Source organism: Novosphingobium sp. PhB55 (assembly GCF_004368805.1).
GTDB lineage: Bacteria > Pseudomonadota > Alphaproteobacteria > Sphingomonadales > Sphingomonadaceae > Novosphingobium.
In genome coordinates this window covers 591,708-606,975 of the sequence record NZ_SODQ01000001.1, presented here as the reverse complement: position 1 = coordinate 606,975, position 15,268 = coordinate 591,708, and the positions used below count along the sequence as shown (strand labels likewise).

General features: G+C 67.5%; 16 protein-coding genes. 8 read left to right on the top strand and 8 right to left on the bottom strand.

The window, feature by feature from the left end:
- Positions 1–8: 8 nt before the first annotated feature.
- The 3 genes from EDF57_RS02905 to EDF57_RS02895 are packed head-to-tail and all read left to right on the top strand — an operon-like array spanning position 9 to position 2,474.
- Entirely contained in the window at positions 9–1,064 is a 1,056-nt protein-coding gene (locus tag EDF57_RS02905) for an aminotransferase class V-fold PLP-dependent enzyme (protein WP_134093012.1), read from the top strand.
- Positions 1,061–2,140, top strand: coding sequence for a cysteine desulfurase family protein (locus tag EDF57_RS02900; RefSeq protein ID WP_134093011.1), 1,080 nt, complete (start codon positions 1,061–1,063; stop codon positions 2,138–2,140). The genes EDF57_RS02905 and EDF57_RS02900 overlap by 4 nt, the downstream gene beginning before the upstream one ends.
- A 1-nt stretch (position 2,141) precedes the next feature.
- Entirely contained in the window at positions 2,142–2,474 is a 333-nt protein-coding gene (locus EDF57_RS02895; protein ID WP_134093010.1) for a 2Fe-2S iron-sulfur cluster-binding protein, read from the top strand.
- A 58-nt stretch (positions 2,475–2,532) separates the two neighbouring features.
- On the opposite strand, the gene EDF57_RS02890 is transcribed toward EDF57_RS02895, so the two are convergent.
- Positions 2,533–3,072, bottom strand: coding sequence for a type 1 glutamine amidotransferase domain-containing protein (locus EDF57_RS02890; protein WP_134093009.1), 540 nt, complete (start codon positions 3,070–3,072; stop codon positions 2,533–2,535).
- 102 nt (positions 3,073–3,174) lie between these two features.
- Between EDF57_RS02890 and parC the strand changes: the two genes are divergently transcribed.
- Positions 3,175–5,484, top strand: coding sequence for a DNA topoisomerase IV subunit A (gene parC / locus EDF57_RS02885; RefSeq protein WP_132263079.1), 2,310 nt, complete (start codon positions 3,175–3,177; stop codon positions 5,482–5,484).
- A 44-nt stretch (positions 5,485–5,528) separates the two neighbouring features.
- Here parC and EDF57_RS02880 read toward each other — a convergent pair whose 3' ends face one another.
- The 7 genes from EDF57_RS02880 to EDF57_RS02850 form a co-directional block, all read right to left on the bottom strand.
- Complete coding sequence (locus EDF57_RS02880; protein ID WP_132263078.1) at positions 5,529–6,185, bottom strand: retropepsin-like aspartic protease; 657 nt, start codon at positions 6,183–6,185, stop codon at positions 5,529–5,531.
- 43 nt (positions 6,186–6,228) lie between these two features.
- Positions 6,229–6,900, bottom strand: coding sequence for a TIGR02281 family clan AA aspartic protease (locus tag EDF57_RS02875; RefSeq protein ID WP_134093008.1), 672 nt, complete (start codon positions 6,898–6,900; stop codon positions 6,229–6,231).
- Positions 6,897–8,069, bottom strand: a complete 1,173-nt coding sequence (locus EDF57_RS02870) for a CCA tRNA nucleotidyltransferase (protein ID WP_134093007.1) — start codon at positions 8,067–8,069, stop codon at positions 6,897–6,899. The genes EDF57_RS02875 and EDF57_RS02870 overlap by 4 nt, the downstream gene beginning before the upstream one ends.
- Positions 8,062–8,655 carry a CoA pyrophosphatase gene (locus EDF57_RS02865; RefSeq protein WP_132263073.1) on the bottom strand — a complete coding sequence of 198 codons (594 nt, stop codon included), beginning with the start codon at positions 8,653–8,655 and terminating at the stop codon, positions 8,062–8,064. Before EDF57_RS02865 ends, EDF57_RS02870 begins: the two co-directional genes overlap by 8 nt.
- Positions 8,652–9,197, bottom strand: a complete 546-nt coding sequence (locus EDF57_RS02860) for a DUF1285 domain-containing protein (RefSeq protein ID WP_134093006.1) — start codon at positions 9,195–9,197, stop codon at positions 8,652–8,654. Before EDF57_RS02860 ends, EDF57_RS02865 begins: the two co-directional genes overlap by 4 nt.
- Before the next feature lie 133 nt (positions 9,198–9,330).
- On the bottom strand, positions 9,331–9,849 hold the full coding sequence (locus tag EDF57_RS02855; protein ID WP_132263069.1) for an N-acetyltransferase: 519 nt from the start codon (positions 9,847–9,849) through the stop codon (positions 9,331–9,333).
- Positions 9,850–9,964: 115 nt separating this feature from the next.
- Positions 9,965–11,146, bottom strand: coding sequence for a PQQ-dependent sugar dehydrogenase (locus EDF57_RS02850; protein WP_132263067.1), 1,182 nt, complete (start codon positions 11,144–11,146; stop codon positions 9,965–9,967).
- Between EDF57_RS02850 and EDF57_RS02845 the strand changes: the two genes are divergently transcribed.
- From EDF57_RS02845 to folP, 4 genes are all read left to right on the top strand, one after another.
- Positions 11,145–11,780, top strand: coding sequence for a ribonuclease HII (locus EDF57_RS02845; RefSeq protein WP_134093005.1), 636 nt, complete (start codon positions 11,145–11,147; stop codon positions 11,778–11,780). The two genes, EDF57_RS02850 and EDF57_RS02845, sit on opposite strands and share 2 nt — an antisense overlap.
- Positions 11,777–12,691, top strand: coding sequence for an oxidoreductase (locus EDF57_RS02840; RefSeq protein ID WP_134093004.1), 915 nt, complete (start codon positions 11,777–11,779; stop codon positions 12,689–12,691). Before EDF57_RS02845 ends, EDF57_RS02840 begins: the two co-directional genes overlap by 4 nt.
- Positions 12,692–12,912: 221 nt before the next feature.
- Complete coding sequence (locus EDF57_RS02835) at positions 12,913–14,046, top strand: site-specific DNA-methyltransferase (protein ID WP_132263061.1); 1,134 nt, start codon at positions 12,913–12,915, stop codon at positions 14,044–14,046.
- A 109-nt stretch (positions 14,047–14,155) separates the two neighbouring features.
- Positions 14,156–15,265: a dihydropteroate synthase gene (folP, locus tag EDF57_RS02830; RefSeq protein ID WP_134093003.1), complete on the top strand. Its 1,110-nt coding sequence runs from the start codon at positions 14,156–14,158 to the stop codon at positions 15,263–15,265.
- Positions 15,266–15,268: the final 3 nt, after the last annotated feature.

Below are 15,268 nucleotides of genomic sequence, written 5' to 3'. Positions count from 1 at the left end.
TTCAAGCGATGTCAGCCCAACAGATCTATCTCGACCATGCGGCGACCACGCCGCTCCTGCCTCAGGCCCGCGAGGCGTGGCTGGAAGGGGCGGCGCTCTGGGCCAACCCGTCCAGCCCGCACAAACAGGGCCGCGCCGCTCGCGCCAGCCTTGAGGACGCGCGCGAGCGGGTGAAGAAAGCGCTTGGCTGGCAGGGCGAGGTGATCTTCACGTCCGGGGCGAGCGAAGCCCTGGCGATCGGTCTCGGCCGGGCCAGGGCAGAGCGGCGGCTGGTCTCGGCCGTGGAGCACGATGCCGTGTTCCGCGCCGCGCCGGACGCGCAGGAACTGCCCATGCGGGAGGGTGAAGTCGATAGCGATGCCCTGACAAGGGCGCTGGCCATGCCAGACCGGGCGGTCGTGGCGGTGCAGTCGATCAATTCGGAGACCGGCACCGTTCTCCTGCCTTACGCTCGCAATCCTCTGGTGGAGCAAGTGCGCGCCGCGGGAGGGCTGGTCCTGGCGGACTGTTCGCAGTCGGCCGGCAAGGCGGCGCTGCCCGATGCGGACATGATCGTGCTTTCGGCGCACAAGTTGGGCGGCCCCATCGGCATAGGCGCCTTGCTCGTCAGGGATTTCGCCATGCTCGCGCCGAGCGGCGGGCAGGAGCGCGGCTACCGCGCAGGGACCGAGAACCTGCCGGGGGCTCTCGGCTTCGCGGCGGCCCTGGAAGCGATGGGGCTGGAGGGTTGGGCGACCACGGCGGAGCAGCGCCTCGATTTCAGGGCGGCGTTGTCCCGGCATGGCGAAGTGCTCCAGCCGGGCATGCAGTGCTCGCACATCTTTGCCGTGGCCGCGCCGCGTCTGGCGGCGACGGCCATGCTGATCCGCATGGACGCGGCCGGTTTCGCGATCTCGGCCGGAAGCGCGTGCTCGTCCGGTACGCTCAAGCAGAGCAGGGTGCTCAAGGGTTTCGGCATCGACGAGGATCTGGCCCGGCGCACCGTGCGCGTCAGCCTTGGCTGGAACACCACGCCCGCCGATCTGGACGCCTTTGCCGCGGCCTGGTCGCAGGTGAATGCGTGATCTACCTCGACTATCAGGCCACCACCCCGCTCGCCCCCGAAGCGCGGGAGGCGATGCTGCCCTGGCTCGGCGGGCCGGAGGGCATGGGTTTTGCCAACCCGCATAGCCCGCACCGTCCGGGCCGAGCCGCTGCCGCCATAGTCGAAGTGGCGCGCGAGCAGGTGGCTGCGCTGCTGCCGCCCGGTGGGCGGGTGATCTTCACTTCGGGAGCCACGGAAGCTCTCAATCTCGCCCTGGCGGGAAGCCGCAGCACGCGACTGGCCGTCTCGGCCATCGAACATGCCGCCGTTCTCGATAGCGCGCGGGCGATCGATGCCGCGGTCTCGATCCTGCCGGTGAGCGCGCAAGGGCTGGTCGATCCTGCGCGGCCTATCCCGACGGGAACCGGCCTTGTCGCGGTGATGCAGGTCAACAACGAGATCGGCACGGTCCAGCCGGTGGAGGCGCTGGCCGAGGCTGCCCATGCGGCCGGGGCGCTGTTCCTTTGCGATGCCGTGCAGGGTGCCGGAAAGCTGGCCCCGCCGGTCGGCGCCGACATGATCGCGATCTCGGCGCACAAGCTCTACGGCCCCAAGGGAATCGGCGCGCTCTGGGTGCGGGACGGCGTGGCGCTTGCTCCGCTGATCCATGGCGGCGGACAGGAGCAGGGCCTGCGTTCCGGAACCCTCAGCCCGGCCCTCTGCGCCGGTTTCGGGGCTGCGGCGACCATCGCGGCCGCGCGCATGGAGGAGGATGCCCGGACCGTCGATGCCCTGTGGAATGCGGCGCGCGATATCCTCTCGCGCTGGACGCTCAACGGGTCGCCCGAACATCGCTGGCGCGGAAACCTCAACCTGCGGCTGCCGGGGCTGGATGTCGCCCGGCTCATGTCGGACGTTCGGAACGTGGCCTTTTCCGCCGGTTCCGCCTGCGCCAGCGGCTCGGGACGGCCGAGCCACGTCCTCAAGGCGATCGGACTGTCCGATTCAGAAGCCAAAGCCTCTATCCGTCTGGGATTCGGGCGATATAGTGACCTTGGGGAGCTTGTGGATGCCTGCGAACGAATAGAAGCCGCAGCGGCGGTGCAGGGAGTCTGAATTGCTGAACGTGAGGTTCTTGACCGCGGAAGGAAAACTCGTCCTGGCGGAAGCCGAGACGGGAGACGTGCTTCTGCGCGTGGCGCAGGGCGCCGGCATGCCGCTGGAAGGAACCTGCGAGGGGCAGATGGCCTGCTCTACCTGCCATGTGATCGTAGCGCCCGACTGGTTCGACAAGCTCGAACCCGCCTCCATGGACGAGGAGGATATGCTGGACCTTGCTGCCGGTGTGGCGCGAACCAGCCGGTTGTCCTGCCAGATCGAACTGACCGAAGCGATGGACGGCCTGGAAGTGCGTATTCCGGGCTTGGCGCGGGATATGCAGATAGACTGAGATGTCTGGCTTGTCGTCCCGGATCAGATCCGGGACGACGATCGGGGACGACAAAGGGTCAGGCGTCTGCTGCCGCGTCCTGCACGGCCTCGATCACGGCCTTGGAAAATGCCGGAATGTCGTCCGGCTTGCGGCTGGTGATGAGCAGGCCATCCACGGCGACCTCCTGGTCCACCACGTTCGCGCCGGCATTGCGCAAGTCCGTGCGGATGGAAGGCCAGCTGGTCACCGTCTTGCCGCGCACGGCGTCGGCTTCCACCAGGAGCCACGGGCCGTGGCAGATCGCCGCGACCGGCTTGCCCGCGGCCAGGAAGTCCCGCACGAGCTGGACCGCTTCCGGCTTGGTGCGCAGGACGTCCGGGTTCATCTGACCGCCCGGCAGCACGAGGGCGTCGAAGTCCCCCGCGCTGACGGAGTCGAGCGAAGCGTCCACCTTGACGCTGTCGCCCCAGTCGGTGTGCTGCCAGCCCTTGATCTCGCCGCTTTCGGGGCTGGCGATCACGGTTTCGATGCCGGCCTGGTTCAGCGCATCGCGCGGGCCGGTGAGTTCGGATTGCTCGAAACCGTTGGTGGCGACGATGAGCACGCGCTTGGTCATGGAAAATTCTCCAGTGTCTAGGGTTTGCAAAAGGAATGAACGGCGGAAAACTTCCGTTCCGGTGGTTCCGCTCGGCTCGCCGCGTTGCTAGGCCTGCTGGTCATGGTGACCACGACCGACGAAGATTCCGATCCCTTCGACGCCATCGTCGATGCGCCCTTCGATGCTGCGCTTTCCGAGCGCTACCTCGTCTACGCATTGTCCACGATTACAGCGCGTTCGCTGCCGGACTTGCGGGACGGGCTGAAGCCGGTCCACCGCCGCCTGCTCTGGGCGATGCGGCAGCTGAAGCTTGACCCGGCCAGTGCCTACAAGAAATCCGCCCGCGTGGTCGGCGACGTCATCGGTAAGTATCACCCGCATGGCGATGCCTCGGTCTACGATGCCATGGTCCGCCTCGCGCAGGACTTCTCGCTGCGCTATCCGCTGGTGCAAGGGCAGGGCAACTTCGGCAATATCGACGGCGATAACGCGGCAGCCTATCGCTACACCGAAGCGCGCCTGACGCGCACGGCAATCCACCTCATGTCCGGCCTGGACGAGGGCACTGTCGATTTCGTTCCCACCTACAACGGTGAGGAAAGCGAGCCGGAAATCTTCCCCGGCATGTTCCCGAACCTGCTGGCGAACGGTTCCACCGGCATCGCCGTGGGCATGGCGACCTCCATCCCCAGCCATAACGTCGCCGAAATCATCGATGCGACGATGATGCTGATCGACAATCCCCATGCCGAGCACGACCAGCTCATGCAGGTCTTCCACGGACCGGACTTCGCGACCGGCGGCATGGTGGTCGACAGCCCGGAGGCGATCAGCCACGCCTACGCGACCGGCAAGGGCGCCTTCCGCGTGCGCGGGCGTTTCTCCTGCGGCAAGGACGAGGCGGGCAACTGGGAGGAAACCGGGGTCGAGAAACTCGGCAGCGGCCAGTGGCAGCTCGTCATTTCCGAAATCCCCTACATGCTGGCCAAGGGCAAGCTGATCGAGCAGGTCGCCCAGCTCATCGCCGACCGCAAGCTGCCGATCCTCGAAGACATTCGCGACGAGAGCGACGAGCAGATCCGCATCGTCTTCGTGCCCAAGAGCCGCAATGTCGATCCAGAGCTGCTGAAGGAAAGCCTCTACCGGCTGACCGATCTGGAAAGCCGCTTCTCGCTCAATCTCAACGTGCTGGATTCGCACCGCACGCCGGGGGTCCTGGGGCTGAAGCTGCTCCTGTCGGAATGGGTCTACAGCCAGATCGACATCCTGCTGCGCCGCACCCGGCACCGGCTGGAAAAGATCGCCTCGCGGCTGGAGCTGGTGGCGGGCTACATCATCGCCTACCTCAATCTCGACCGGATCATCGAGATCATCCGTACCGAGGATGAGCCCAAGCCGGTGATGATGGCCGAGTTCGAGCTGACCGATCGTCAGGCCGAAGCCATCCTCAACATGCGCCTGCGTTCCTTGCGCAAGCTGGAGGAAATGGAGCTGCGCAAGGAGCACGCGGACCTGCTCAAGGAGCAGGACGACCTCAACAAGCTGCTCGAAAGCCCGGCCCGCCAGCGCACCCGCCTGAAGCGCGATCTGATGAACTTGCGCAAGGACTACGCCGAGGACACCGCTCTCGGTCGCCGTCGCACCACGATCGCGCAGGCTACGCCGACCGTGGAATTCTCGATGGACGCCATGATCGAGAAGGAGCCGGTGACGGTGATCCTCTCGGCCAAGGGATGGATCCGCGCGGCCAGGGGGCATGTGCCCCTCGGCCAGGATGCGAAGGGCGGCGACTTCAAGTTCAAGGAAGGCGACGGCCCGGCTTTCGCCTTCCATGCGCAGACCACCGACAAGATCCTGATCGCGGCGGACAACGGGCGCTTCTACACGCTGGGCGCGGACAAGCTGCCCGGCGCGCGCGGCTTCGGCGAGCCGATCCGCACCATGGTCGACATCGATGCCGATGCGCATCTGGTGGCGGCACTGCCTTACAAGCCCAAGGCGCAGCTGCTGCTGGCCTCCAACGTCGGGCGCGGCTTTGCCGCCGAGGCGGACGAATTGCTGGCGGAGACCCGCAAGGGCCGCGCCGTCATGTCCACCAAGCCGGGCGTGCAACTGGCCTTCGTTCGCGAGATCCCGGCGGAGCACGATCACGTCGCGGTCGTCGGTGACAATCGCAAGCTGGTGATCTTCAGCCTCGAGGAGCTGCCGGTCATGGCCAAGGGGCAGGGGGTCACGCTGCAGCGTTACCGCGATGGCGGACTTTCCGACATCATCACGCTCAAGCTGGAGGATGGCCTTTCCTGGACCATGGGCGGCGAAACCGGCCGCACCCGGACCGAGAAGGACATGGTCATGTGGAAGGTCGCACGCGGCGCCGCAGGCCGCCTGCCGCCGGTCGGCTTCCCGCGCGACAACAAGTTCCAGGGGTGATTCGAACCGCGTCGCCCGGACTCGATCCGGGGCGACGCGGTTTCTTAGCTTGCGGGCTGCGGGTGATGTGGCACGAGGATGAGCGTCCGGCCTTCTACCCGCCAGCTTGCCAGCCGCGAGAGCAGGTTCATGCCGATGACGTTCTGGTCCTCCAGACCCGGCGCCACGACCACGTCCAGCTGCCGCGCGACGACGCTGCCAAAGCGCAGTTCGTCCGCCGTGCCCAGCTCCGCCGCGACCGTGCCGTTGGCCGTGCGCATGGCGATGTTCTGACGCAGCGGCTGCGCGCGGACTTCGGCGCTGTTGGCCAGGCGCGGGGAGATCGCGGTCAGCGTCGCGCCGGTGTCGACCAGGAAATCGCCTTCGACCCCGTTGATCGTGGCATGGACCCAGAAGTGACCGTCCCGCGCCATCGGCACGCGGGTTTCGCCGCCGCTCACGCTCTGGCGGGACAGGCCCAGCTCCGGCAGTTCTATTCCCGGTAGGGCGAAGTCCGTACCGCTGGTCAGGCGCGTCGCTTGCGCCACGGTCAGCAGCAGGGCGGCCACCAGTCCCAGATTGCCGAGCCCGCGTACGAAGCCGCCCAGCAGCGGCAAGGGGCCGCGCAGCAGTCCGCCCAGCACGGTGACGAAGATCGCCGCCAATGCCAGGGCCAGCAGCGGCTGACCTGCGAGGAAAGACAGGAACTGAGGAAAGTCCATCAGCAGGTCATAACAGGAACATCCTGTCGGAATGCTGACAGGATCACGATTTGGGCGAGGAGGAGGCCGAGGGTGCCTGCGCCGCCGCCGCGCGAGGCACCAGGATCAGGCGGCCGTTTTCCACTCGCCAGGCGGCAAGCTGGGAGAGCAGGTTCATGCCGATGACGTTGGTTTCCACCTCGTTGTCCGGCCCGATGGCGACTGGCAAGGCATGCGCCTCGATCGAACCGAACGCCAGCGAGGCGGCACTGGCCATGCGGGCGACGATGGTGCCGTTGGCGGTTTCCAGCATGACGCCCTGGTCGTCGCCATCGGGCTGGATCCCAGCGCGCTCGGCCACCGACTTCGAGATGCCGGTGTAAGTTGCGCCGGTGTCGATCAGGAAATCCACGGGCTCGCCATTGAGCCTGGCCTGGATCCAGTAATGCCCGTCAGCACGAAGCGGGATCACCGTCTCGCCGCCCTCGACCGAAGGCGGGCGCGTCTCGTCCAGCCAGAGCGCGGCTTCGGAGCGGGTGTTGTGAAGCGCGACTTGCGTCACGGTCAGCAGCAGCGCGGCGACCAGTCCGAGGTGCGAAAGGTTGCGTAGCGACTGGCCCAGCCGCGGTCGGCGGTCGGCGAGCATCCCGGCCAGCACCGCGACGAGAATGGCCAGGATGGTCAACGCCAGCAGCGGCTTGGCATAGAACAGGTCGGTCAGCTGCCCGAGGTTCACGAGCTTTGGCCGGCAAGTTCGGCATCGAGCAGGGCGGAAACCCGTGCTTCGTCCGGGAAGCCTTCCGCGATCCAGCGATCCTCGACCCGGCGCAGCAGGCGCGCCACTTCGGGGCCGGCGCCGACACCGCGCGCGACGATCTGGCCGCCCTTCAGCGGAAAGGCCGGTATGTCCCAGTCCCGCAGCGCAGCCGTGTCCGCGCCTGCGATCAGGAAGCGATCGAGCGCGCCTTCGATGCCCAGGCGATAGGCGAGCGCGCGGGGCTCGCCCAGGGCTTTGTCCCGCCCGGCAGCCACGGCGAGGCGCTTCTTCTGCGCACCCGAAAGGCGGAAGCGCGAGGCGACCTGTTCGGCCAGCGACACTTGCGGCGGCAGCAACGCGGCAAGGCGGCGGATCGCGTCGGGGGCGATCCCCTGCGCCTGTTCCACGGACACGAGGGCAGCGAGCGGTTCGGGCCGTGCCTCGGGCAGGATCACCGCCAGCACACCAAGCTGGGCCATGCGCGCCACCGTCGGCGCCGGATCGGGCAGGCCGAGCAGGTTCATCGTTTCCATGCCCACGCGTTCGCGCGAAAGGCCCTTCAGCGTGGAGGCGAGTTCGGCGCAGGCACCTTCCGCTTCCTGATCCGCGGGCATCGTGCCGAAGCGGGCCTGGAAGCGAAAGTAGCGCAAGATGCGCAAGTGGTCTTCGCGAATGCGCTGGCGGGGATCGCCGATGAAGCGGACGCGGCGCGCGGCAAGGTCGTCGAGCCCGCCGAACCAGTCGAATATCTCGCCGCTCGCCGGGTCGGCGTAGAGCGCGTTGATGGTGAAGTCGCGCCGGGCCGCGTCCTCGCGCCAGTCGGTGGCGAAAGCCACCGTGGCGCGGCGGCCGTCCGTGGCGACATCGTGGCGCAAGGTGGTGATCTCGACCGGGCCGCCCGGCAGCACCGCGGTGACGGTGCCGTGCTCGATCCCCGTGGGAACGTGGCGGATCCCGGCGTCCCAGAGGCGCTGCATGACGTCCTCGGGCGTGAGGAGCGTAGCCATGTCGATGTCCTTCACCGGCTGGCCGAGCAGGCTATCCCGAACCGCCCCGCCGACGTAGCGCGCGTTTCCGTGGCCCAGTGCGGCGACGAGCGCGGCAAGGTCTTCGCGCTCCATCCACGGGGCAGTCAGTCTTTCAGTCATTCCAGTTCAGCCTGCGGGCAAGATTGTGAAGGATCGCACCGGTAACGCCCCAGATGCGGTGGTCATGCCAGGTGATCTCGACAAAGGCATGGCGGCTGCCTTCGGCCTCGATCCACCTGGTCTTCTGGTTGGCCGGGTCGAGCACGAATTCGGCCGGCGCCTCGAACCACTGCGCCACTTCGGCGGGGTTCGGGATGATCGGCAGGTCGGGCGGGATGATGCCGATCACGGGGGTGATCTCATAGCCGCTGCCGGTGCGATAGAGATCGCTGGTGCCGATCACCTTCACGTCGCCGGGCCTGATGCCGAGTTCCTCGTGCGCCTCGCGCAGGGCGCCCTCCACGGCGGTCTCGCCGGGATCGAGGCGGCCGCCCGGGAACGCGATCTGGCCGGGGTGAGCGCGCATGGTAGAGGGACGGTGCAGCATCAGCATGCCGGGGCGCGGGCGCTCGGTCAGGGTGATGAGCACGGCGGCCGGCTTGAACGTCTCGATCTGGTGGATACGCGGGTCGATCCACAGCGCGTCCGGCGCGCCGTGACGTCCGGCCTCGAAGCGGCGCGATACGTCGTCGAACAGCCCGTTCATGCGGGAACGAGCGAGAATGTCGCGCCCTGGCTGGATACGGAGAGGTCGCCGCTCGCAAGGGCGATCTCGGCGATCTGGCCATAAGTGCTGCGATTGAGGCGTGCCTCGGTACCATGGCGCACGCCGAGGTAGAGTGCGGGCGTCTCCGGATCGCCCACGCTGCGAATGGGGTGGTCCGGCCCGGCCACCACGAGATCGTCGCTATTGAGCCGGAACACCAGCGTATCCCCGTCCTGCCGCACGTCGACGGCGATGAAGGCCGCATCCTCGACCTCGATCGAGAGCTTCTCGGCGGGTGTCACCAGCCAGTGCCGACCTTGGGCGTCGCGCAGCAGCAGCGAGGCGAAAGCACGGATCATGGCGGGACGGCGAATCTCGCCGCCCTGATGAAACCAGCGGCCATCGGCGCGAATGACCATCTCGCTGTCGCCGCTGCTGGCGGGCGTCCACTCTGCGACCGGCGGCAACTTGCGCGCGGCGACCAGCTCGGCGACCTGGGCGAGCGAAAGGGCGTTCAGTTCGGGCGGCGGTTCATAAGGCATGGGCTTGCGATGCCAGATAGGGCTTCGCGCGCCAAGGTCCAGTGCGCAGCGTCATGGACGAAGAGCAACGAGGCCCGGCGCGCGGGTTCACCGCGCAGGCTTGTCGTCCGGGCTCGTGACTTCGGCCGGCGGTCTAGCGGAGCCAGGGGCCCAGCATGCCTTCGCGCGGCAGGACGGCGGGATTCTCGCAGCGGACCAGCAGGCGGTGACGCTCGAACGGGCCGGGGAGGTTCCAGCCCTGCGTCCATTCGTTGGAATAGCCCCAGAACCGGCCGTAATATTCGGGATCGCCGACCATGACCTGCGGCAGGGGTGCCCGCGAGTCGATGCCCGCCATCGCCGCCGACATCAGCGCCTGGCCATAACCCTGGCCCTGGTGGCCGGGCATGACGGCGACCGGGCCGACCATGATCATGGGATGGGCGCGGCCCTCGGCATCGTTGAGCGCGACCGGCCAGCACTGGATCGTGCCGACCAGCATCTCCTCGCCATCGAGCGCTGCGAAGCTGAGGCCGGGAAGCCAGTCCACCCCTTCGCGCACCTTGTAGGCGGTGCGGCGGTGACGCTCCGGTTCGAACGCGCTGTCGAGCAGGGACTCGACGAGAACGGGATCGACATTGTCGAGCGGGATGAGCGTGGCAGCATCGGACATGGCGCGCGCCACTAGGTGCGGCGCGCGCATTTGTCGATTCAATTCGGCGGCGGTCGGATGGCTGCCAGATCCTTTGCCAAGCCGTTTGCCCGTCTCCTGCAAGGCTCCTGGTGCGTCAGGACTTCGGCGTCAGCTTCAGCAGATGGCCCGAAGCGCCGGCCGGTCCGTCTTCCAGCAGCCAGATCGTGCCGTCTCCGCCCTGTTCGATTTCGCGGATGCGATTTTCCATGGGGTAGCGGGCTTCCTCGGTCGCCTTCTCGCCCTTGATGCTGACACGCACCAGGCCGGGCAGGGTGAACGAGGTGATCAGCACCTGGCCTTTCCACTGCGGGAACAGCGGGCCCTTGTAGAAGATGAAGTCGCCGGGCGCGATGACCGGGTTCCAGCTGATGGCCGGAGCGGCGAGGTCCGGCCGGGTGGAATGGCGCGGGATCGGCTTGCCGTCGTAATGGTCGCCGTCCGAAACCAGTGGCCAGCCGTAGTTCTGTCCGGGCTTCACGAGGTTCAGCTCGTCGCCGCCGGCCGGGCCGTGCTCCAGATCCCAGAGCCGGCCCTGGTCGTCGAAGGCGAGGCCCAGCACGTTGCGGTGGCCATAGGACCAGATCTGGTTGGTCGGCGCGGGCTTGTCGGCCCACGGGTTGCCCGGCGCGGGCGTGCCGTCGGGCAGGAGGCGGACGATCTTGCCGAGATTGGTGCCGAGGTCCTGCGCGGGTGTGAATTTCTGCCGCTCGCCCGAGCTGACGAACAGATACTTGCCATCGGGCGAGAAGGCCAGGCGGTGCGAATAATGCCCACGCCCGGTCACTTTGGGCACTTGCCGCCAGATCACCGAGAGGCCCTCGATCGAACAGGTGGCCGGCGCTGGGCAGGAGAGGGTGCCCCGTCCCACCGCGGCGCCGCGCGTATCGCCTTCGCCCGCTTCGGCCCAGCTCAGATAGATCACGCGGCCGTCGAGCGAGGCGCCCTTCTGGTCCGGCGCGAAGATCACGTCGCCAAGGCCGCCCTGGCCGCCGTAATCGACTTTCGGGGCGCCCGAGACGGCGCCAAGCGTGCCGTCCGCGAGGCGCAGCTTGATCGCGCCCTTCTTCTCGGTGACGATCATCGCCCCGGTTGCCTTGTCGATCGCCATGGCCCAGGGTTCGTCGAAGCTGGCGACCTGTTCGGTCTTGAAGGAGATTTCTTCGGAAGCGCTGGCCGAGGCCTTATCCCCCGTGGCCGCCGCTCCGCAGCTTGCGAGCGCGAAAGCGACGGGCGATACCGCCGCAAGGAAGGATCTGGAGTTCACCGGCTTGGTCATGTCGACTGCATCCCTGTCTGTCATCGTGCCCGGCACGGGTGCCAACCGCCTCGTCATCGGGGTCGATGAAGCGGGGCGAGGGCCTCTGGCCGGCCCGGTTGTGGCGGGCGCGGTGGTGCTGTGCAAGCCCCGACCCTCGGGGCTGGACGATTCCAAGAAGCTCTCCGGCAAACGCCGGGGCGAGCTGGAAGCCACGATCAAGCGCCGCTGCCGCTGGGCCGTGGGCGTGGTGGACGTGGAGGAGATCGACCGTCTCAACATCTTCGGCGCGACGATGCTGGCCATGACCCGGGCCGTATCCGCACTCTGCGCCGCGCTGGACGAAGAGCCGCACGAGGTGCTGATCGACGGCAATCTCACCCCGGCGGGCCGCACGGCGGACTGGCGCTGGCAGGCCCGCGCCATCGTTGGCGGGGACGCGATCGAACCCTGCATTTCGGCCGCCTCGATCATCGCCAAGGAGCACCGCGACCGCATGATGCGCACCTTGGCCGAAGCACATCCGCACTACGGGTGGGAGCGCAATGCCGGCTACGGCACCGCGCAGCACCTGGAAGCCCTGCGCAAGCACGGCCCGACCCCGCACCACCGGCGCAGCTTCGCTCCCGTCGCCCAGCTGGAGATGGCGCTTTGAAGGGCTTTACCGCCGCCTCGGTCGCCGGGCAGGCGGGCAAGTGCTTCCTTGTCACCGGGGCCAATACCGGACTCGGCTTCGAGGCCACCCGGGTGCTCGCGGTCCATGGCGCGCGGGTGCTGATGGCCTGCCGCAACGAGGAAAAGGCGCGGCTGGCCATGGAACACATCCGCATGGACGTGCCGGGCGCCAATCTCGCCTTCGTGCCGCTCGATCAGGCGGACCTGTTCAGCGTGCGCGAATGCGCGGAGCAGGTCGCCCGCGATGAACCGCGGCTCGACGTGCTGGTGAACAATGCCGGCGTCATGGTCCCGCCGCTCGAAAGGACGGTGCAGGGCCACGAACTGCAATTCGGCGTGAACCACCTGGCGCCTTTCGCGCTGACCGGGCTGCTCCTGCCGAAGCTGGCCGAGACGCCCGGCGGGCGCGTGGTCATCACGGCCAGCCTGGCGCATGGACGCGGCCGGATCGACTGGGACGATCTCGACGCGCGGCACAGCTACAAGGCGCGGCAGCGGTATGGAGACAGCAAGCTCGCCAACCTGCTGCACATGTTCGAGCTGGAACGCCGCCTGCGCGCCGCAGGATCGCCGGTGAGCGCCTATGCCTGCCATCCGGGCATCGCCTCGACCGACCTCGGCCGGCATTCGCTGGCATTCCGGGCGCTGTTCCCGATCGCGGGCGCCGTCCTCAACACGGCCGAAGAGGGGGCGTGGCCGACGCTCCAGGCGGCAACCGATCCCGCCGCCGAGCCGGGGCAATATTACGGACCGCAGCGCTTCGGCGGCATGTCCGGGCCTTCCGGCATCGCCCGCCGCAATGCTGCCGCACGCGATCCGCAGGCAGCGCGCCGGCTTTGGGAAGTGAGCGTGCAGATGACCGGGATCGACTGCGGCCTGGCGGGGCTCTGACTCTTCCGGCGCAATAAAAATTGCCCTGAGTCCATCGAGTCACAACCCCCATATCTAGAGTCTGCCGAGTCGATCATGACTCGACATCTTGTGTCGGATTCGTTTTGTTCCATTTGCTGAACATCTGAATCGCAAGGGATTCCGCCGAGTCGCGGCTTGACGGCGAGTCCCGGAAGACTCACTAGGGAGTCAATCCACAGTTCAAATTTCCCGGAGCATACATGGGCCAGCTACTCGTCAAGCAGAAGATCCGCGCGCGCGCACCGGCGCCGACGCCGAAGGAACTTCTGCCCCTTGGCCAGATCATCCCGGGTGACTGCATCGAGGCGATGCGCTCCATTCCCGACGCCAGCGTCGACATGGTCTTCGCCGATCCCCCGTACAATCTCCAGCTCGGCGGCGACCTTTCGCGTCCGGACGGCAGCCATGTGGATGCCGTCACCAACGACTGGGACAAGTTCTCCAGCTTCGCCGTCTACGACCAGTTCACGCGTGACTGGCTGACCGAGGCCCGCCGCGTGCTCAAGCCCGAGGGCTCGCTGTGGGTGATCGGTTCGTACCACAACATCTTCCGCCTCGGCGCGATCATGCAGGACATGGGGTTCTGGATCCTCAACGACATCGTCTGGCGCAAGGCCAACCCGATGCCGAACTTCAAGGGCACCCGCTTCACCAATGCGCACGAGACGCTGATCTGGGCCTCGATGGGCGAGAAGTCGAAGTACACCTTCAACTACCGCGCGATGAAGACGCTCAACGACGAATTGCAGATGCGTTCGGACTGGGTCCTGCCGATCTGCAACGGCGCTGAGCGCCTGAAGAAGGGCGGCCGCAAGGTTCACCCGACGCAGAAGCCGGAAGCGCTGCTCTACCGCGTGATGCTGGCCACCACCAATGCGGGCGATGTCGTGCTCGATCCGTTCTTTGGCACCGGCACCACGGGCGCCGTCGCCAAGCGTCTCGGCCGCGAGTGGATCGGCTGCGAGCGCGAAGGCGACTACCGCGAGGCCGCTCTGGAACGCATCGAGATGGCGCTGCCGCTCGACGAATCGACGCTCAAGACCATGCAGTCCAAGCGCAGCGCGCCGAAGGTGGCGTTCGGCACGCTGATCGAAACCGGCTGGATCGCTCCCGGCACCCGGCTGACCGACAAGAAGGGCCGTTTCGAAGCCCTGGTCCGTGCCGACGGTTCGCTGGTGAGCGGCGCGCTCAACGGTTCGATCCACGGCGTGGGCAAGGAACTGCAAGGCGCGCCCTCCTGCAATGGCTGGACGTACTGGCACCTGGAGCACGAAGGCCAGATCAAGCCGATCGACGCGATCCGCCAGCTCTATCTGCTCGCCACGGAACCGTGAGGACTTCGGCCGCACAACTGGCCGAGACCTATCGCCCGTTTAGCCAGAGGTAATCGGGCAGCCTGTAAATCCTGTTCTGCGCCGGGCGCCGCCGGGCTAAGGGGCGGTCATGACCCGAACCGTTTACATTCGCCCGATCGCCCTTGCCGACAGCCCCCAGAGCGAGGAGGGCGAGGCGATCCGTCTCGGCGGGTCGATGGCATGGGCCAGCCGTTTCGCGCTGATCGTGCGGGAAAACGGCCAGGTGCTCTCGCGCAAGCGCTTCGGCGCGGCAGAGGCGGGTGAGGCGCTGGCGGCGCTTCCGGCCGATCTTGGCGCCGCAGCCGAACTCCAGTGGTCGAACTTGCGCAAGGTCCACGCCCCGCTGATCTGCGGTGCCCGCTCGATCCGGCTGGAGCAGCCCCAGATCGCGGGCATCCTCAACATCACTCCCGACAGCTTTTCCGATGGCGGCGCCTTCCTCGACGATGCGCAGATCGCCGCCGACCATGCCGCGGCCATGCTGGAATCCGGCGCGGCAATGATCGACATCGGCGGCGAATCGACGCGGCCGGGTGCGGCTGCGGTGTGGGAAGGCGATGAGCTGAAGCGCGTCGTGCCGATGGTGGAGCGGCTGGCGGCGATGGGCGCGGCGATCAGCGTCGATACGCGCCGCCCGGCAGTGATGGAAGCGGCGCTGCAGGCCGGCGCTCACATCATCAACGACGTCTCCGCCTTGCGCCACGATCCGCGCAGCCTCGAATTCGCGGCGGCCTCGGGCGCGCCGGTGGTGCTCATGCATGCACCGGGCGATGGGGACGATCTTCACGCGGACGGCCGCTATGACGATGTCGTGCTCGACGTGTTCGACTGGCTGGGCGCCTGCCGCGACAAGGCCGTGGCAACCGGGATCGCCCCTGAGAAGATCCTGCTCGATCCCGGCATCGGCTTCGGCAAGACGCTTACCGAGAACCTCCAGCTCATGAACGGCCTGGCCCTGTTCCATGGGCTTGGCCATCCGCTGTTCGTGGGGGCCAGCCGCAAGCGCATGATCGGTGCGCTCTCGAACGAGGCGCCCGCGCACCAGCGGCTCGGCGGTTCGGTCACGCTGGCGCTGAAGGCGATGGACGCGGGTTCGCACATTGTCCGCGTCCATGACGTGGCGGAAACCGTCCAGGCCGCCCGCGTCTGGCGGGGCCTGCGCGATGCCGCTCTCACCGACTTCGCGCAGATGGCGTGACGG